Genomic DNA, 19,123 nt, shown 5'->3' on the forward strand with positions numbered 1-19,123 from the left:
CACCACCCCGGCCGCCATCGACAACTGCCTGAGCGTGGCCGAGGAGATGGACATCCAGGTGGCCATCCACTCGGACACCCTCAACGAATCCGGCTTTGTGGAAACCACCGCCGCGGCCTTCAAGGGCCGCAGCATCCACACCTTCCACACCGAAGGCGCAGGCGGCGGCCACGCGCCGGACATCGTCAAGCTGGCCGGGCTGTCCAACGTGTTGCCCAGCTCCACCAACCCGACCCGGCCCTACACCATCAACACCATCGACGAGCACCTGGACATGCTGATGGTGTGCCACCACCTGGACCCGGCCATCGCCGAGGACGTGGCCTTCGCCGAGAGCCGCATCCGCCGCGAGACCATCGCCGCCGAGGACATCCTCCACGACATCGGTGCCCTGTCCATGTTCTCGTCCGACTCCCAGGCCATGGGCCGGGTGGGTGAGGTGATCATCCGCACCTGGCAGACCGCCCACAAGATGAAGGTCCAGCGCGGTGCGCTGCCCGGCGACACGGCCCGCAGCGACAACTTCCGCGCCCGCCGCTACATCGCCAAATACACCATCAACCCGGCCATCACCCACGGCATCAGCCACGTGGTCGGCTCCATCGAGCCGGGCAAGCTGGCCGACCTGGTGATCTGGAAGCCCGCCTTCTTCGGCGTCAAGCCCAGCCTGATCCTCAAGGGCGGCATGATCGCCGCCGCCGCCATGGGCGACGCCAACGCCTCCATCCCCACGCCCCAGCCGGTGCACTACAAGCCCATGTTCGGCGCCTTCGCCGGCGGCCTCAAGACCTCGCTCACCTTCGTCTCCCAGGCCGCCCTGTCCAGTGGCAACCTGGACGAACTGAACCTCCTCAAACCCCTCGAAGCCGTGCGCAACATCCGCGGCGTCACCAAGTCATCCATGATCCTGAACGACTGGCAGGGCGAGATCAGCGTCGACCCGGAGACCTACGAGGTCCGCGCCGCGGGCGAAGTCCTCACCTGCGAACCGGCCAGCGTGCTGCCGATGGCCCAACGATATTTCCTGTTCTGAACCATGCTCCTGATCGAAACCCTCTACAACGGCGATGCCGCGCCTGCGGCGCGTCTCGAACTCAACTTTGATGCCCGTACCAAGAGCCGCCTGCGCACGCAGCTGGCGGAGGGGGAGGAGGTGGGTTTGTTTCTTCCCCGGGGCACCATCCTGCGCGGCGGCGACCGGCTGCAGGCCCAGGACGGGCGGGTGGTCGAGGTGGTGGCGGCGCCTGAAGACCTGCTCGAGGCGCGCTGCGCCGACGCCTTTGCCCTGGCCCGGGTGGCCTATCACCTGGGCAACCGCCATGTGGCGGTGCAGGTGGGGGACGGCTGGCTGCGCATCCAGACCGATCATGTGCTGAAGACCATGCTCATCGGCCTGGGCGCTGATGTGCATGATCTGTCGGCACCCTTCGAACCCGAAGCCGGTGCCTACGCCCATGGTCATCACCATGCGGAGCGGGGGGCAACCGAAGCGAAGATTCACCAGTACAAATGAAAGCGGAAGCCTGCCGGCCGTGCGCCCCACCAATGCGGGGGCGGGTGCCATGAGCCTGCCCCTGATCCGCCTGATGCAGCTGGTCAGCCCGGCCCTGCCGGTGGGGGCCTACACCTATTCCCAGGGGCTGGAGTGGGTGGTCGATACCGGCGCGGTGAAGACCGAGGCCCAGGTGGGCGAGTGGATCGGTGACGCGCTGGCGGGCGCCTTCGGAGGCTATGAGCTGCCTCTGCTGGCGTGCCTGATGGAGGCCTGGCAGAAGGGCGACGAGGCTGCCGTACTCGATCTCAACGCCCGGTGCCTGGCCAGCCGCGAGACCTCCGAGCTGCGTGCCGAGACGGTCCAGATGGGCTATTCCCTGGTCCGCCTGCTGGTGGATCTGCCGGCCTTCACCGGCCTGCCCGGCTGGGTGGCACGCATCAAGGCCATCGAGGAGCCTGCCTTTCTGACGGTGTGGGCGGCGGTGGCGGTGGCCTGGGAGATTGAGCCCGAGGCGGCCCTCACCGGTTATGCCTGGGCCTGGATAGAGAACCAGGTGATGGCCGCGGTGAAGGCCGTGCCCCTGGGCCAGGCGGCGGGACAGCGCCTGCTCTCGGCCCTGGCCGCGGCCGTGCCGGCGCGGGTTGCCGATGCGCGCACGCGCGCTCCCGAAGCCTGGTCCAATTTTCAGCCCGGGCTGGCCATTGCCAGCGCCCGCCACGAAACCCAGTATTCACGACTCTTCCGTTCCTGACATGCCCAAGCCGACTCAGAAAACATCCGGGAGAAAGCCCGGAAAGGCATCCGTGACAAGCACCGATGTGCCGCGCCTTGCCATCGCCTGCCAGGGCGGTGGCGCCCATACGGCCTTTACGGCGGGGGTGCTAGCCTATCTGTTCCTGTCCTTCGAGCACTTTCGCACAATTGGCGAGGAGGGCCGCTGGTTCAGGCTGGTGGGCCTCTCCGGCACCTCCGGCGGGGCGATCACCGCTGCGATGGCGTGGAGCGAGGCGCCAGACGGGAGCTGGGCCGAAGGTGCCCGCCGGGTGCTGCGTTACTGGAACCGCAACAAGGCGAGCCTCGACACCCGGGACAAGCTGCCGATCTGGTGGGGAGAGTACTTCACCAATGCGGCGACCCAGTGGGCGCTGGGGCTGCAGCGCTGGCTACCGGCGGTGAGTCTGCCGCCGTCGGCATTTGCCTCGTCGCTGGTTCAGGGGCGGATGAAGGATGACATGCGTGCCGTGGTGGGCCTGCCGGATCAGGCCGACCATTTCTTCGGGCGCAAGGGCGTTGATCTCTTCGTGGGAGCTGTGGACGTCGTTAATCCGGGCAACGAGCCCCAGACGGCCTTCCGCACCTTTCCCGACCAGCCCGCCTTTGGCTTGCGCCTGGATGAATTGCTGGCCAGTGCCTGTATTCCCGAACTCTTTATTGCCACACCCTTGAGCGTGCAGGAAGACAAGGGCTCCGGGAGTGGCGCACGGGTGTTCTGGGACGGTCTGTACTCCCAGAACCCGCCGATCAATGATTTCTTTGACGGGCGCAGCCGTGATTGCAAGCCCGATCTGTTGTGGGTGGTGCAGATCAACCCCAACCGCTATGAAGGGGGGGATGCCGGCCCCCTGAGTCCGGATGATCAGGCCGACCGGCGCAATGAACTGGCCGGCAATCTGTCCCTGGGCCAGGAGCTGCGCGCCATCGACCGGATAAACCGTATTGCCGAGGAACTCGGCGATCTGCCCGATCTGCCCAGGTCTCTTGCCGCCTACAAGCCGGTGACGGTGAATTTCATCCGCCTCGGTTCCCGGGAGGAGGGGCCCCTGGCGGACTATCCGCTCAATTACGCCTCCAAGCTCAACCGCGACCCGGCCTTCATTGATGCGCTGATTGCCGAAGGAATCCGTGCGGCCCATAAGGCGGCGTCGGCCCATGAGCTGGTGCGGCCCCATCAGAGCATGAAGCAGAAGTGCGAGATCTATCGGGACCCCGACTGGCCCGAACCCGCCGCCCTCGCCGGTCTGCTCGATGACCCCGCGCTGGCCCGCCAATGGCGACAGCTGGCCACCGCCTGAGCGCCACATACCCAACTACAAGACCCATAAGGAAGCTCCATGAAAGGCCAACCTCTCCGCGTCGGTATCGGCGGCCCTGTCGGATCCGGCAAGACCGCCCTGACCCTGGCCCTGTGCCAGGCCCTGCGCGACAAGTACGACCTGTGCGTGGTCACCAATGACATCTACACCGCCGAGGACGCCCAGTTCCTGGTGCGCAACGAGGCCCTGACCCCTGAGCGCATCATCGGCGTCGAGACCGGCGGCTGCCCCCACACCGCCATCCGCGAGGATGCCTCCATCAACCTGGAGGCGGTGGACCGGCTGATCCGCCTGTTCCCCGAAGTCGAACTGATCTTTGTGGAATCCGGTGGCGACAACCTGGCGGCCACCTTTTCGCCCGAGCTGTCCGACCTGACGATCTACGTGATCGACGTGTCCGCCGGCGACAAGATCCCGCGCAAGGGCGGGCCCGGCATCACCAAGAGCGACCTTCTTGTGATCAACAAGATCGACCTGGCGCCGCTGGTCGGCGCCTCCCTGGAGGTGATGGACCGGGACGCGAAGAAGATGCGTGGCGAGCGCCCCTTCATCTTCAGCAACCTCAAGACCAACCAGGGTCTGGCCGAGATCATCGCCTTCATCGAGAAGCAGGGTCTGCTGGTGGACGCCTGAGCGTTTGCCATCTCAAAGCCGTCACGGCTTTGCGGTATGCTGCAGAAGCGTCATGTGCCGACAGCGTTTCGACGCGGGACGCGGGCTTTCCAACGATCAATAACACGCAAAGGGAATAGCAATGAGTGAGCAGACCAACGATTTCGAAGAATTCTACGGCGCCAAGTTCGAGGATCTGGCCGTGGGCCAGAGCGGCGTCTATGCCCGCACCGTGACCGAGGCCGACATCCTGGCCTTTGCCGGCGTCACTGGCGACTTCAACCCCGTGCACGTCAACGAAGAGCTGGCCGCCGCCAGCATGTTCGGTGGCCGCATCGCCCACGGCATGCTGTCTGCCGGCTTCATCTCCACGGTGTTCGGCACCAAGTTCCCCGGGCCGGGCTCCATCTACCTGTCCCAGACCCTGAAGTTCAAGGCCCCGGTCAAGATCGGTGACACCGTGGTGGCCCGCTGCACCATCAAGGAACTCGTACCCGAGAAGCGCAAGGCCAAGTTCGACACCGTGTGTACGGTGAAGGGCAAGGTTGTGCTGGAAGGCGAAGCGGAGATCATGGTGCCGAAGCGCTGAGCGTCTTCGACATCGTCTGACCCCGGGGGCCGATATGCGTATCGGCCCCTTGTTTTTTGGGGCCTGCATGCTCATCCCGCTTCGTGAATGGGCTCCTTCGGTGCGCCGGGGGCGGATCGGCGTTCCAGCAGCGCCACCCTTGTCACCGGATCAGCCAGGCGGGCCTGCCACCAGGCCAGAGCCTTGCCCGGTGGGGTGGGGGATTTGCGCCAGGCGTAGCGGATATGGGCGATGCGTTCCTGGCGGGCGACCGGTGGAGCGACCAGGCGGCCGGTGTCGATGTAGGGGCGTGCCAGGCATTCGGGCAGAAAGCCCACGCCGATGCCCCGCAGTTGTGCCTCCAGCTTCTCCGCCAGCCCCGGTACGGTGAATACGTCCTGGCCACCCAGCAGGCCGATGGTCAGGCCGCCGCCCCGGGTGGCCGAGTCGGCGACGGCAACGGCCCGGTAGCGACCGATGGTGGCATCGTCCAGTGGCGCGGCGGCGCTGGCCAGGGGGTGGTGGGGCGCCACGGTGAAGATGAAGCGCTGATTGCCGAGGGGCAGGAATTCAACGTTTTCCGGCATCGCCGTCTCGGTGACCACGCCGAGGGCCAGATCGGCCTGCCCGGAGGTCAGGGCTTCCAGGGTCCCCGACAGGATCCCGTCGCGCAGGCGCAGGCGTGTCGGCGGTTCGAGGGCGAGAAAGGCTTCGCACAATTCGAACACGGTTGTCCGATTGATCACGCCATCCACGGCCAAGGTGAATTCTGCTTCCCAGCCTGTGGCGACACGCTTCACCCGGTTGGCCACCGCGTCCAGCTCGCACAGCAGGCGCGTTCCCTCCCGCAGCAGTTCCGCCCCTGCCGGTGTCAGCCGGGCGTGGCGCGAACTGCGGTCAAACAGCAGCACATCCAGTGCATCCTCGATCTGCCGGACCCGGTAGGTGAGGGCGCTGGGCACCATCCCTGCCGTCCGGGCTGCTGCGGCGAAGCTGCCCGCCTCGGCAATGCGCTGGAGCATGGCGAGGGCATCGGGGGTGAGCACATCCCGGGGTGATAGACGAAATTTCGACATTACCGACCGCTTTCGTTCAGATTGATTGAATGATGCCATCAAAGCCCCTGGATCTTCGGGTCCGACCCTGACGCTACACTGGGCTTCATTACAGGAGGTCACACCATGCTTACCCTGCGTAGATCCGAAGACCGTGGCCTTGCCGACCATGGCTGGCTGCTCAGCCGTCACAGCTTCTCATTCGCCGGTTACCACGATCCTGCCCACATGGGCTGGGGCAACCTGCTGGTCATCAACGAGGACCGCATCGCTCCGGGCAGCGGCTTCGGCACCCATGGGCACCGGGACATGGAGATCATCAGCTATGTGTTGTCCGGTGCCCTGGCCCATAAGGACAGCATGGGCAACGGCACGGCGATCCTGCCGGGAGAGGTGCAGCGCATGAGCGCCGGCACCGGTGTGCGGCACAGCGAGTTCAACCACGCGGCCGACGCCACCACCCACTTCCTGCAGATCTGGATCGAACCTCGCCAGGTGGGCCTTGCCCCGGGTTATGAGCAAAAGTCGTTCCCGGTGGCCGAGAAGCGTGGCCGCCTGCGCCGGGTGGCCGCCCCCGATGGCGCAGACGGCGCAGTGACCCTGCACGCCGATGCGACCCTCTACGCCGGCCTGTTCGATGGGGACGAGTCCGCCCACCTGGCACTCGACCCAGCCCGCAAGGCCTATGTGTATCTGGTGCGTGGTGCCCTCACCGTCAATGGCCAGCCTTTGCAGGCGGGGGATGCACTGCTGCTGGCCAACGAGCCTGTGCTGAGCCTGGCGGGCGGACACGATGCCGAGGTTCTGGTCTTCGATCTGGCGCCTTGAGCGGCGTGGCGTCCGGCCGCTGCGGCAATAGGCCGCAAACCCGCTGCCGGACAAGTTTCTAGAATCGCGCCTTCCGCAGGGCCGGCGGCTGTTGCCGGCCCTGCCATCCAGATTGCGTTTCCAGAGACTTTCGACATGCATACTCCGCTGCGACTTGCCGTTCTGATCGGTGCCATTTATTCCGGAGGCACGATGGCTTCCCCAACGGAGGGGGCGCCCAGCGCCACACAGACCTTGCCCGAAGTGCTGGTCGAGGCGGCGAGGGAGCCTGCCTACCGGGCCGAGAAGGCCACCGTGGCCGGCAAGCTCCCCCAGTCGCCCCGGGAGATTCCCAACTCGGTATCGGTGCTGACCCGCCAGCAGATGGACGACCAGAACATGGTCACCCCCTGGGATGCCCTGTCCCAGATCACCGGTGTGCAGGCTGTTGCCAACGACATCACCCAGGGCCAGTTCCATTCCCGGGGTGGCGCCCTCGAAGTCCAGCAGGACGGTCTGCCGTCCACCCTGCCGCTATCCGGCTATCAGCAGTTCGACCTGGCCCTGTACGAACGCGTTGAAGTGATGCGTGGCCCGGCGGGCCTGCTCCAGGGGTCAGGCTCCTTCTCGGGGGCAGTCAACTTTGTGCGCAAGCGCCCGAAGGATGCGTTCGCCGCATCGGCGCTGGCCTCCACGGGTACCTGGAACAACAACCGACTTGAGGCTGACGTGAGCGCGGTCGTCAATGAGTCCCGCAGCCTGCGGGCCCGGGGCGTGCTGTCGGTGGTGGACCGGGATTACGTCTTCAATCGCGTCCATGACCGCAAGTGGCTGGGCTATCTGACCGTGGACTATGACTTCTCCCCGGCGACCACCCTCAATCTCTTCCTGGCCAATCTCACCAATGACTCGACCGGGTTTTCCGGGCTGCCGACCTACACCGATGGACGCCAGCTGTCGGTGCCCCGGTCCTTCAATCCGTACCCGGACTGGAACCGCATCGAGTGGGACACCACCGACATCGGCGCCGACTTGAGCCATCGCTTCGGTGATCGGTGGACTGCCACCCTGAAGCTGCAGAGGCGTGATCAGAGCCAGTTCTTCAAGGACGGCTATGCCAACGCCGGCGTCAACCCGGCGACCAACGTGATTGCCAGCTATGCCCGCCGGGAGTTTGTCTATGACTACGTGCATGAGGCTGTGGATGCCTACGCCGGTGGTCCTTTCAGCCTGCTCGGACGCGAGCACACCGTGTTGGTCGGGGCCAACTTCAGCAGCTTCGACAGCCGCGGCCGGGGTGCCAATCCGAACTCGCCGGGCAGTTCCAGTCTGACCTACACCAACGTGCTCCTCGCCGACCCGCCGGCTGTGCCGGAGCCTCAGGTGACTTATCGCACCGGCAGCCACGGCGTAACCACCCAGACCGGTCTGTATGGCCGCCTGACACTCAATCTGGCCGACCCGCTGAAGCTCATCCTGGGCGCCCGCTTCTCGGACTACACCTACAAGTCCCGCACTACGGCACCCAACCCCACACCCACCGCCTGGGCGCGTGGCGCGCGGGCTGAGGGCGAGTTCACGCCCTACGCGGGTCTCACCTGGGACGTGAGTCGCCAACTCACCCTGTACGCCAGCTACGCCGACATCTTTGTACCCCAGACCCAGAAGCGGGTGGACAACAGCGTCCTCGATCCGCGGGTCGGGCGTCAGTACGAGATCGGTGCCAAGGCCGGGTTGCTGGATGACCGCCTGTCCGTCAATGCCTCGGTGTTCAACATCCGCGACACCAACCGGGCCCTGGCCGATACGGCCAATCCGGGCTATTTCACCACTGCCGGTGAGCTGGAGAGCAAGGGCCGCGAGCTGGAGCTGGTGGGGCAGATCATGCCCCGCTGGGACGTCTCCGCCGGCTACACCTGGATGGACACACACTGGGTGAATAATGGCACCAGCACCGGTCTGCCGGTGAGCTTCTGGTATCCGAAGGAACTGCTCAAGCTGTGGTCCCGCTACCGCTTTGCCGACAGCGGCCCCTTGCGCGGCTTCAGCGTCGGGTTCGGCCTCCAGGGGCAGGGGACGAGTGCCAGCGGGGCAGCCACCTCCACGGTGGCGGCCCGTACCCAGAACGCCTACACGGTGTACAAGCTGCAGGTGGGCTACGCCATCGACCGCAACTGGTCGGCGACCCTGGACGTCAACAATGTCTTCGACAGCGACTACTACACCCGGCTGGGCGGCACCAATACCTACAACTTCTACGGCGATCCGCGAAACGTGGTGCTGACCCTGCGGGCCCGTTACTGAGCGGCGGATGGCCGGGGCGCTCAGGCCTTGAACTGGGAGGCGAGCTCGCCCAGGCGGCCAGCCAGGATGCCCACCTGACGGGCCTCCTCGGCGGAACGCCGGGCCATTTCGGCGTCGGCCTCGGCGTTGCGGGCCACGTTTTCCATCTGCGTTGCGATCTCCCGGGCGGCCCGGCTATTGTTGGCCAGGGCGTCCTCGATGCATTGCATGGCCTGCCCGGCCTGGGCCACCGTCGATTCCACGGAGGCTGCAATCTGACCCGCCTCCAGGGCGCTTCGGGCGCCGTCGGCCACATCCTTGCTGCTGGTGGCCACTTCGCCGGACACGGCCGCGCTCAGGCTCTGGATGCGCTGGATCATGGTGGCGATCTCCTGGGTCGAGTTGCCGGTGCGTTCCGCCAGCTTGCGCACTTCGTCCGCCACCACGGCAAAGCCGCGCCCCTGTTCGCCCGCCCGGGCGGCTTCGATGGCGGCGTTGAGGGCCAGCAGATTGGTCTGGTCGGCGATCTCGCGGATCACCTGGACCACCCGGCCGATCTCGCCCGACATGCCGGCAAGCTCGCCAATGCGCTGTTCGGTGCCTGCCATGGTGCGCGCCGCATCATTGATCGAGGCGGCCGCCGTCTGGCTGATGGCGGCGCTGTTGCGGGTGGTATCCGCGGAAATGCGGTTGGCCTGCATGGCATCGCGGGCCTGTTCGCTCATGGTGATGGTGGAGTTGGACAACCCGTCCACAGTGGTGGCGATGTCCGCGAGGGTGATTGACTGGCTGCGGGTCGCCTCGACGGTGGCCTCACTGGCCTCGCTGAGCTGGCGGCTGGACGTGTTCAGGGCCCGCGCACTCTGCTGGATGAGGCTGATGGCCTCGTGCATGCGGTTGCGCAGCAGGGCCACGTGCGTGAGGATCGCGCCGAGTTCATCATGCCCGCCGGGCTCAATGATCTGGCTCAGGTTGCCACCCGCCACGGCGGCAGCCATCGCTTCGGCCCGGGCCGCCTGCCGCGCAATGCGTGACAGCAACAGCGTGGCCAGCAGCGCGCCCAGCAGCACCGCACCCAGGCCGAGCGCCAGGCTTCGCGTGAGGGCAGCATCCGACTGGGCGTTGAGGCTGTCCAGCAGTGCGGGGGAGGCCTCGTCGAGGCGGTCGATCTCCTTTAGCAGCAGGTCGCGGATCTCGCGCCATTTTGGCGTTTCATCCTTGTTGAGCACCTGCCTGGCGGTGTCGCCCTGGCCTTCCTTGATCAAGCTGAAAACACGCTCATGGTGGGCGCGCTGTTCGTCGCGCAGTTTGCGGATGCGTTCCGGCAGCCCCGAGCGCAGGCCTTCGTCATCCAGGTTTCTGGCGACAAGCAAGGCCTTCTCGAAAGCGTCCGAGGCCCGGCTGTAGTTGTCGTAGGCCTTCGGGTTGGCCGGGTCCAGCATGACATTGCGCAGCGCCTGTCCCATCTGCAGGCCCTGGGCGTAGAGCTTGTAGTAGGCCACCCGCTGGGCCACGTCGCCGGCGATGTGGGCGCGGTACTCCGCCTCCACGGCGCGCCCTGAGCGCTGACTGTCGGCCAGGGCACCGACCAGCAGGATCATCACGATGACCATGATGGCCAGCAGGCGTCGCCCGATGCGGGTGTCGTCGATTCGTGCCAGCACCTTGTCGCGCAGCCCGCCAAGGCCGCCCCGAACCACCTTTCCCTCATGCATGCGCAAGGCCGGGTTGCTGCGGAAGGTCTTGTAGAGTGCTTCTGCAGCAAGGGTTTCGGCGCGGGTCGGTATTACCCGCACCGACATGTAACCGCCTTCAGGCTTGGGGGTCACCGAGGCGCGCACCCAGTAGTGGTCGCCGTTCTTGCAGCGGTTCTTGACCAGGCCGGACCAGGGGCGGCCGTGCTTCAGGGTGTCCCACAGATCGCGGAATGCCTCGGCTGGCATGTCCGGGTGACGCACCATGTTGTGGGGTTGGCCGATCAGCTCATCATGGCTGAAGCCACTGGCGTCAATGAAATCTTCATTGACGAAGGTGATGCGGCCAGATGCATCGGTGTGGGAAATGATGGTCACTGAGGCATCGAGTTGACGTTCGATGCCTGACACAGGCTGATTGTTGCGCATGCTGGCCTCCAAGGGCGGCGTCGGCCCGTGGCCAGCCACCCCAAGGAAAATGAGAATTCCCTTATATGTCGGCCGGGAAGATCAGTTCTTGATGGGTGTAGCGGAAATTCCCCTTGCCACAGTATGGAGAACGGATTTGACCCCACGAGGGCGAGCCCTCTCAGCTTGCGTTTCGGGCTTTGTCTTTCTTGTGCATCAGCATGATTGGCGCACAGCGGCCGGGGTCGTGGTAGATGCCGACGCAGTCGAGGCACTGGAAGCAGCGCTCGTAACGGATCGCGCCACTTTTCTCGATGGCGTCATAGGCGCAGCGGTGGCGGCAGGTCTGGCAGGGTTGGCCGCACTCGCTGCGGCGGGGCAGCCAGTCGAGGACGCGCAGCTTGCCGCCCAGAGCCATGGCGGCGCCCAGGGGGCACAGGTAGCGGCAGAAGAACTTGTAGTACAGGCCGCCCAGCACCAGCAGGATCAGCGCATAGGCTACGAAGGGTGCGCTGCGGTCGAAGCCCACGGTGATGGCGGTCTTGAAGGGTTCCACCTCCACGCCTTTCTCGGCCCACTGGGGGGGCGGGGTAGTATTTAACATATGTTTCATCACTATTGGTTTGGAATTCTTCATGCCAATAACTATGCTGCTTGGAAAGCCTTGCGCAGGTAGCTGATTCTCGGTGGTCGTTGTGGATTTCGCCGTGTCGCATGCGGCGCGTACTCCACACCTTGTGTGCTTCCATGGGAGTGGAGAATGGACAATCAACTAAGAGTTGCTCTCATCGCCATCCGCATGGCGCCGGGTCCGCACACCGGCGACCCGCAGGCGGTAGTCATCGGCACCATGGATGCATGGAAGCAAAAACTGGGCGATGGATCGACAAAGGAGTGGAACGATGGTGAGGATTGGCGCTACGCGTGCTACCCACTGAGTGTCCTTAGGGATCTAATCCCGAATTATTCGATTAGTCTCGACCCGAAATCAGCAATTTTTATTGGGTTGGACGTTCTTGAGAAGATAAAAGACTCGCCCAATGGACGTTTGACAAAGACTGATCGTGACGGATTAGGCGAGCTTGGGTTCAAGAAGAAGTATCTGGACACCGACCTGAAAGTAAACATCGGTGCCTCGACTGGATTAAAGCTCAGCAGGCGACAAACTGCAATTCCGCTACGGGACGTTGAAAGAGTCTTCTTCTTCGCGCACGACGCCTGGAGCTCGGAAAAAAGCCCATTTGCTGCTTTTGACTGCGCGCGCGTCCTAGACCCGAATGATCCCGACACGCAACCACATTCGTTCGAAGCCGGCATACCGAAGACGGAGCGTCACACCGGGTCACGTCTCATCCTCTTCCCGGATTTCACTGATCCCAGCCGTCAAGGGGCACTTGCAGCGTTCTCGGCACACCTTGAGATCAAGGTTGCGATCAATGGTCACAACTTGAAAGGTTACAAAGCCGACGTCGCACCCGATAGATTTGATGCGCGCATGCTGCTGGATATTGGCGTTTGCGGCGAAAAAGATAAGAGCCTCTGGCTTACCGACGGTGAGGGAAAGCCAGAGCCTCGACGAGGACTGCGCTTCGACAAGATGAGTTTATCCTGCAGTTTGGCGCCGAACATACTCGGTGGGCCTCGGTGGCGATCTAATCCGGTTGAGCTTATCGGCTTCGACCTTCTCGAGTTAGCCAGAGAGAGCAGCACTGCACGCTATAAGGTCGATCGTTGGGGTACGCAAGATAGTGTCAATCACGTTCCTGCTCTGGCTGCACTTCAATTTTCAGAAAGGCTGATTTACGTCCGTCGTGAATTTGGCTTTCGTGCGCTGGGACTTAAGACGAACGGTGCAACAGACAATGATATTGTCAAGATTGGCTGGCGTTTCGAGCTATGGGTGTATGGGTTTAGCAATATGTTCTTGAAGCACCCCGTCGTCGCAGCAGTTGTTCCGAGTGGGGTGGAGAAAGCACTTCAAGACACGCTCGTCTTGTTTGCTGAAGAACAGAGACGCGACGATATAGTCTTGGATCTCCGTGACCTACGGTCGTCAAGAACAATTCTAACGGCGCGGCTGCACACTGGCGATGGGGTGACAGACCAAGATAATGCAATAACCGGCGCTGCTTTCGAAGCCTTGAACGGGTGCATCAAAACGGTCCATGACGGCCTCAAGATTGCTCGTGACGGGCGCCCAATCAGTTTGCTGCCGGAGCTTGAAGTTTCGAATGTCGGTGTGCCATGGCACGTTGTTGGTGCTGTAATTGATGGCGCGCCAGGCGTCCTTGGAGTGCTTGATGTCAAGAGACGGCTTCAGGTCTGGCTGACGACGTTTGAGCCCAGGATGCGCTTCAATATGTGGGCGGGAGTTTCCACTACTCCGGGGGTGAATGTTGGATCCTTGTCTGCAGAGGCCACATTTGCGCGGCTTGAAACAACTGATCGGGCTTACCCACGGTACATGGTTGATCTCCATGCCCAGAAGAACAATATGTCCGGTGGTTTCGAACCTACGGCGAGGCCGGCGTTTCAACCTCTGATCACCAAGGAGGATCCTGCGTCCGTCGTGCCTGGAGTGCGGCTAGGGCTGGAAATCAAGAAGTATCTTGGAACCGTCTCGGCGCGTGGCGACAAGGTTGAGCCACGCCAAGCGTCTGGCGCGATCGTGATGATAGGGGCACTGCAGCTCGTGCTTGGGAAGGCCTTCGATGCTGAAGTTAATTCCGATACGGCGGGCCGGATCATATTTCGCCCGTTGGCTTCAGAGCGCGATGCCGATCCTGACCAATTGTCCGCCAGTATCGACGCCCTGGTGAAGCTGCCGATTACTTCAGTTGAGCCGGCCGGCGAGGACGACCCGCAGCAGTCCGTCCGCACGAGCCCGCGAGAACGTCGACTGCCTGGTGCCAATGAAGAGCTGCCAGATCCCGACGCCCCCCTGCTGCTGCCACTTGACGGTCCTCGGTCTTCAAAAGATGGCGGGGCGGCGTTGACGCTGAGCGGCGAAGAGGCAGTGACTCGCGATCAAGATCATACCATTGGGCTTTCCCTTCGATCAGTGGGAGCGGGGGGGGGAACGCAGTCCACTGACGCCGAGCCGTGTCGTCAGCGCTTGCTGGTGATTGAACCGAGGCCTTTCCGCATCGCCGCGATCGACTTCGCCAAGCTGGGGAGCCTTGCGACAGCCGAGAGTTCCGAAGTCGCCGTCTGGAACGCATCTGGCGAGGGAGGACTGTCCTGGAGAATCCGCGACGAAGGGCAGGTTGTCGATCTCGTCCTTCCGCCGCAAGTCATCGGTGAGGCGATGGAAAAGAACAGGTCCGGTCTGCCAGGCAGACCAAAGGACATTGAGCCGGCAAAGCCCGCTGCTGCGCGCTTTGGCTCTCTCACCGTCATCAAGGTTGATCCCACCTACGCAAATACGAGGTTTCGCGAACCCGGATGGAACCTGCGCCGGATTCTAGGGTTCGCTCTTCAGCGTAGCCCGGGGGTGCGGCTGCTTGATCTGCGCATGGAATTGCTTTACGGGCTCATCGCCAGGCTCCGCGTGGACGATGTATGGCTGACCGAGATTTCCGGTGCGGTGGGCGAGCCTGCCCTGCCTTTGACCGATACGCCACCGCAACTGCACCTTCAGAAGCATTTCAGATTGGTCAATGCCGTGCTCGAAGCCGAGAAGCGGCGTATTGCCGTCGAAAAGCTCTGGCGGAGCCGGCCCGACGACGAGCTGCAACTCAATGAAGGTGTCTCGTTCCAGATCAGGCGCCGGGTGCTGGAGAATAATGAACTTGTGGGGGGGCCCGTAACGCCCTTGCGTTGGCCCGTGCCCGGCATCGTGCCCGATGACCCCGGCGGGCTGATTGACAAGTCCATCCTGGATGCGACATTTGCAGCAAACGACAGGGATGAGGATTCCTTTCCCGGGGGCCTGTCCTGGGCGTTCGAAAGCGCCAATATCCTGATGAGCGTGTATGGCCGACCTCATTCATCCGAGGGCGGTAGCGCACGTGGCGTGCATCTGAGTGCGCTAGGGGGCTACGGTTCGCAGCGTGCGCTCTTCGACAACCGCAAGTCGATCGTGGAAAGCGATACCGCCCAGGGGCGAGTTCAACGCTACAGGCTTCAGCGTATTGGCCGTATTGCCTGCCTGTGGCACCCGGCCAAGCACGTTATCGTTTATGAACGCACGGTGGTGCCTCCGGCTCAGTTCTATAACCGCCCGCCGATTGGACTACGTCAGGATGAGCATCTCGGGCGGGCGATCCTGAGGAAGGTTGAGGAGTACATTGAGATCCTCAAACCGCAGCGCCGCTATCCGGAGGACGGAACCTCCCTGCGTGAATGTGGCTTCGTGCTTGGGGCGGAGTTCAAGTCCCTCAAGATCCACGTCGACAGCGCCTGGGGCAGTGATGTGAGGTCGGAGGGGTGGCAGGTTCCACTCTGGGATACCCGATTCATCGGCCTGGCGCCCAACCCCAATGATCCGGATGATCCGGCAAACATCTATCCCAAACCACAGGTGCGCATCATTTTTGCGGGCGAGGGTGGCCGGGAGTTTCCGCAAGAGATCGACGAACCGGAAAAGCTCTATTTCTACTCTTCTGTGGTCGAAGGCGAGGATGAGAACACGGATTCATGGAAGCCGGTGCGGGATGTGGACTTCTGCGATTTTCCGTCTCCGGTTGTCGCACGCGTCCGCAGCGAAAGTGCCGACCTTACGGATGCCGTGTTGCCGCCTGAGCCTGCACACGTGCCCGGCTTCGAGCGATTCACCCTTGCTTTGGTCCCGACCATGGACGCAGTCGCGATCACGCAGGGTCGTGTGCCCGGAGGCCCGGTGGCAGCATTGCGCAACGTGACCATCGCGCGTTCCAGTGCCCAAGACGACGGGGGCAATGAGGCGGCTGGGTTTGGCCGTGAGCTTGCGGCAAAGGCGGCCAACGTGCGTGCAGAGATCGACCGCCGCGTTGGACAAGTGCTCGGCGAACTGGAAAAGCTGGATCGTGACACCAATCAAACAGCACTGGTCAGTTCGGCGACGGCTCTGATTACTCAGGCGCTTCAGAAGATTGACGTCAAAACGTTAGCGAGTGCCATCAAGAATGCTCCGTTCAATGTCGGGACTATTAAAGTCCCGACATTGAAGCCTAGCTGTAGTGGTTTGAGTGCCAACCTGCGCCAACAGGTTAAAGGCCAACTCAATCGCCTGGTGGTCATCGCAGATGACGTCCTCAAACACACCGCTGCGGGGATTTACGAACGTGTCGACTCTGCCGCTGGCGTGGCTGGGGCCGGGATTGATCGTTTGAGGGTGTTGAAGGGCAAAGTTGATGGTGTCAAAGATCAGCTAGACCCAAGCGATATTAAAAAGGTGCGCCGCTTAGTAGAGGAAATGGCGACAAACCTCTTGTCGCAGTTGATTGAAGAAAAAAAACAGCTCCAGTTTGAGATTCACGGTGCGAGGGACCGACTGAACCTCCTTGGTAATGACCTCATTGCGGACCTCCAGCAATTTCAGAGCCGTACACATCCGGATATTGAGGGGCTCAGGACGCTGATCGCTGGCGGGCTGTATTCGGCGAGTGCTGCACTCGTGCAGGGCCTCAATTCGGTCGCGAATGAGGCAGGCAAGGTATCGGCGCAATTGACGAGCGCTGGTACGAGCATCAATCAAAGTTGCTTAGCTGCGGCTGCTTCCTTGCGTAAAGAAATAGAGAATAAGCGTCCGGTGCTGCGAAAAGCCATGGATGATCTTGTTGGGTCAGATGTCCCCCCGGCGGCCCGACGAATTCTTCAGGCCCTTGATATTGCCCTCGGTGCCCTTCTTGTTGAAGCCAGTAAGATCGAGAAGGGTAGTGTCGGACAATCTGTCAATGGTCTTCGAGACGCCTTCGAGAATGCAAAGAAGGGAATCGATAGTATCAAGGGAAGAATCAGTCTTTCCTCCAGTGGTATTCAGGGTGTAGAGGACGCCTTGAGGAAAGTCCTTGATGCGGCTTTCGATGGTGCGAATGGACTGATCCCCCTGATTGACGTATCTCCGATCATTAGTTCTCTCGATGCATTCAAGACTGAACTTGACAGTGCCCTGAGCTTAATCGAGAAGGAGATAAATTCCCAGCTAATTCCGAATGTTACAAGCGCTGATCTGACTCAGATCAATGATCTCATCGACAACCTTGCGAATGTCGCGGGGACTCAATTGGCTGATGTCGAGAAAGAACTTAAATCAGTAATGGGTGAAGTTGAAAAGTTTGCCCAAGGTCTGACAGACTTCCTCAATACCACTAGGACAGCCGTCAAGAGCGAAATCGATAGGGCGATTACCCAGGTCGAGGCTGAGCTTGCAGCATTGATCGGCAAGATATCGCCGACCTGTGACGCCGTAGACGGATTTGTGAACAAGATACTTAGCGGCGGGGGCAATGCCGCGAATCAATTGAACGAAGCGCTTGTCAGCGCCATTGACGTTGATGGGCTTCATCAACAGCTAACGAAAGACCTTATTACGGCCATCTCCTCTGGGGCGGCAACAATCGCGGGGATCAAGGCCTCCGTATCCGCGAAGGCTGCGCAGATCACAGCGGAAGCTGAGGCCCGCGGCCGGCAGCTTGCCGGTGCGATTCAGGAGTCAGTGCGCGATCTTACTGGCGGGGAAGATCTCGCTGCGCTCGCCCAGCGCGCCAATGGGGTCTATCAGAAAGGCGACACTGCTTTACGCGCCCTACGTGCCCTTGGGGATCCGCCGAAGAGCGGCGGTCTCGGGTTCAATCGGCCGGAAATCGCCTATGTGCTGGGGCAGGCAAGCAAGATCGGCGTGGATATGACGCCGACGCTGGCGTTGGTCAATCGAACCGCCGACCAGCTTGCCGCCGTCGAGACCGCAGGCAAAGCTGTTGGCGAGCTGCTCGATAGCTTCGGGCTCCGCTTGCCCTGCAGCGAGATCGCAGATCAAATTCTTCCCGATAAGCTCAAGGGATTGTCGGTGTCGGATCTCATTCCCGATATGGGCGGCATTGACTTCAAGGGTTTGCTGCAGCGTGTCGGCTTTCCCGACCTTGATGATTCAAAGGCTATCCAGATCCGTCATGGATTTGACAAAGCCACAATGCGTACCTGGATGGAAGCAGATCTTAACGTACCGTTCAGTGTGCCTGTTCCGCTCTTGAGCATTGGGCCCGTCAAGGTGATCATCGACACCGCAAAGTTTTCTTCCCAGGCGCGGCTGTCGGCCGGTGTGGATGGCACCGAGCGCAAGATGAGCGGGCGAATCTTTGGCGACTGGCGGATCGATTGTTCGGGCCAGACAATGCTGACCTTCCGCAAGACAGAACTTCTGTTTGACGAACGGGGAAAGATAGATTTCCGCATACAGCCCGACAGAGTGGAGGTTGCCGAGGCCTTGCGGTTTATTACCGATCTGATGGCAGCAACGGGAAAAAGAGGAAGCCCGCAAGTCCAGCCTTTCATGCGCGGAGGTATTCCATCGGGGGTCGCCGCGTCGCTGGATCTAGCCCTTCCGCCGGTGCAAACAGGTGCTTTTGGCATCTCCGATCTGTCGCTGCACATCTTGTTTGGAATCGCGGTGCTGCCTCGCTTCGAGATCGTCTCGGAGCTCTCGATAGGCACACGCATGGCGCCCTTCACGCTCAACATCTGGATTTTCAACGGTGGTGGGTATCTGATGCAGCGCCTGTCCTTCCAGCCTACGGCCAAGCCGCCCTTGATGCGATACACCCTGGATATTGGTGTGCTGGCCGGGCTTGGTCTCGGCATATCGTTCGGTGTGATATCGGGTGGTGTATGGGCGCAGGTAGGGTGCGCCGTGGCTTTCACATGGGTAACGGGGGGGCAAGGCACGGCGACTGCGATACGGGTGTTTCTGCTGCTGCGTGGCAACGTGGACGTTGCAGGGCTGATCACTGCATCCATCGCATTGCTGATCGAGATGACCTACGACGGCAACCGAATGATTGGCGCCGGAACGCTAACGATCAGCGCAAAGATCAGCATGTTCTACACGCTCTCTGTGACCGAACATATTGAATACGTCTTTGCAGGGGAGCCGAAAGGCGGCGACAAGTACGCGGATGCTTACTGCTGAG

General features: G+C 62.1%; 12 protein-coding genes. 9 read left to right on the forward strand and 3 right to left on the reverse strand.

Features of this window, described 5'->3' with window-relative positions:
- From ACIQ09_RS10465 to ACIQ09_RS10490, 6 genes are all read left to right on the forward strand, one after another.
- Positions 1 to 1,033 (forward strand): urease subunit alpha (locus ACIQ09_RS10465; RefSeq protein ID WP_398308926.1); only part of this gene is annotated, 1,033 nt, incomplete at its 5' end.
- Between the two features lie 3 nt (positions 1,034 to 1,036).
- Entirely contained in the window at positions 1,037 to 1,513 is a 477-nt protein-coding gene (ureE, locus tag ACIQ09_RS10470; protein WP_398308929.1) for an urease accessory protein UreE, read from the forward strand.
- 49 nt (positions 1,514 to 1,562) lie between these two features.
- Positions 1,563 to 2,246, forward strand: coding sequence for an urease accessory protein UreF (locus tag ACIQ09_RS10475; protein ID WP_398308932.1), 684 nt, complete (start codon positions 1,563 to 1,565; stop codon positions 2,244 to 2,246).
- A gap of 52 nt (positions 2,247 to 2,298) precedes the next feature.
- On the forward strand, positions 2,299 to 3,567 hold the full coding sequence (locus ACIQ09_RS10480; RefSeq protein ID WP_398308935.1) for a patatin-like phospholipase family protein: 1,269 nt from the start codon (positions 2,299 to 2,301) through the stop codon (positions 3,565 to 3,567).
- A gap of 39 nt (positions 3,568 to 3,606) precedes the next feature.
- Positions 3,607 to 4,221, forward strand: a complete 615-nt coding sequence (ureG, locus tag ACIQ09_RS10485; protein WP_398308938.1) for an urease accessory protein UreG — start codon at positions 3,607 to 3,609, stop codon at positions 4,219 to 4,221.
- A gap of 121 nt (positions 4,222 to 4,342) precedes the next feature.
- Positions 4,343 to 4,789 carry a MaoC family dehydratase gene (locus ACIQ09_RS10490; protein WP_398308941.1) on the forward strand — a complete coding sequence of 149 codons (447 nt, stop codon included), beginning with the start codon at positions 4,343 to 4,345 and terminating at the stop codon, positions 4,787 to 4,789.
- A gap of 71 nt (positions 4,790 to 4,860) precedes the next feature.
- On the opposite strand, the gene ACIQ09_RS10495 is transcribed toward ACIQ09_RS10490, so the two are convergent.
- A complete protein-coding gene (locus tag ACIQ09_RS10495; protein WP_398308944.1) occupies positions 4,861 to 5,844 on the reverse strand; it encodes a LysR family transcriptional regulator in 984 nt (327 codons plus the stop codon).
- A gap of 105 nt (positions 5,845 to 5,949) precedes the next feature.
- Between ACIQ09_RS10495 and ACIQ09_RS10500 the strand changes: the two genes are divergently transcribed.
- Positions 5,950 to 6,651, forward strand: coding sequence for a pirin family protein (locus tag ACIQ09_RS10500; protein ID WP_398308947.1), 702 nt, complete (start codon positions 5,950 to 5,952; stop codon positions 6,649 to 6,651).
- 192 nt (positions 6,652 to 6,843) lie between these two features.
- On the forward strand, positions 6,844 to 8,934 hold the full coding sequence (locus tag ACIQ09_RS10505) for a TonB-dependent siderophore receptor (protein ID WP_398308950.1): 2,091 nt from the start codon (positions 6,844 to 6,846) through the stop codon (positions 8,932 to 8,934).
- Positions 8,935 to 8,954: 20 nt separating this feature from the next.
- Here ACIQ09_RS10505 and ACIQ09_RS10510 read toward each other — a convergent pair whose 3' ends face one another.
- Both ACIQ09_RS10510 and ACIQ09_RS10515 read right to left on the reverse strand, forming a co-directional pair.
- Positions 8,955 to 11,036 carry a methyl-accepting chemotaxis protein gene (locus ACIQ09_RS10510; RefSeq protein WP_398308953.1) on the reverse strand — a complete coding sequence of 694 codons (2,082 nt, stop codon included), beginning with the start codon at positions 11,034 to 11,036 and terminating at the stop codon, positions 8,955 to 8,957.
- 160 nt (positions 11,037 to 11,196) lie between these two features.
- On the reverse strand, positions 11,197 to 11,619 hold the full coding sequence (locus tag ACIQ09_RS10515; protein ID WP_398308956.1) for a 4Fe-4S binding protein: 423 nt from the start codon (positions 11,617 to 11,619) through the stop codon (positions 11,197 to 11,199).
- A 156-nt stretch (positions 11,620 to 11,775) separates the two neighbouring features.
- Between ACIQ09_RS10515 and ACIQ09_RS10520 the strand changes: the two genes are divergently transcribed.
- The gene (locus ACIQ09_RS10520; RefSeq protein WP_398308959.1) at positions 11,776 to 19,122 is read left to right on the forward strand and encodes a hypothetical protein; all 7,347 of its coding nucleotides are present in this window, start codon (positions 11,776 to 11,778) and stop codon (positions 19,120 to 19,122) included.
- Position 19,123: the final 1 nt, after the last annotated feature.

The organism is Zoogloea sp. (genome assembly GCF_044344315.1).
Taxonomy (GTDB): Bacteria; Pseudomonadota; Gammaproteobacteria; order Burkholderiales; family Rhodocyclaceae; genus Zoogloea.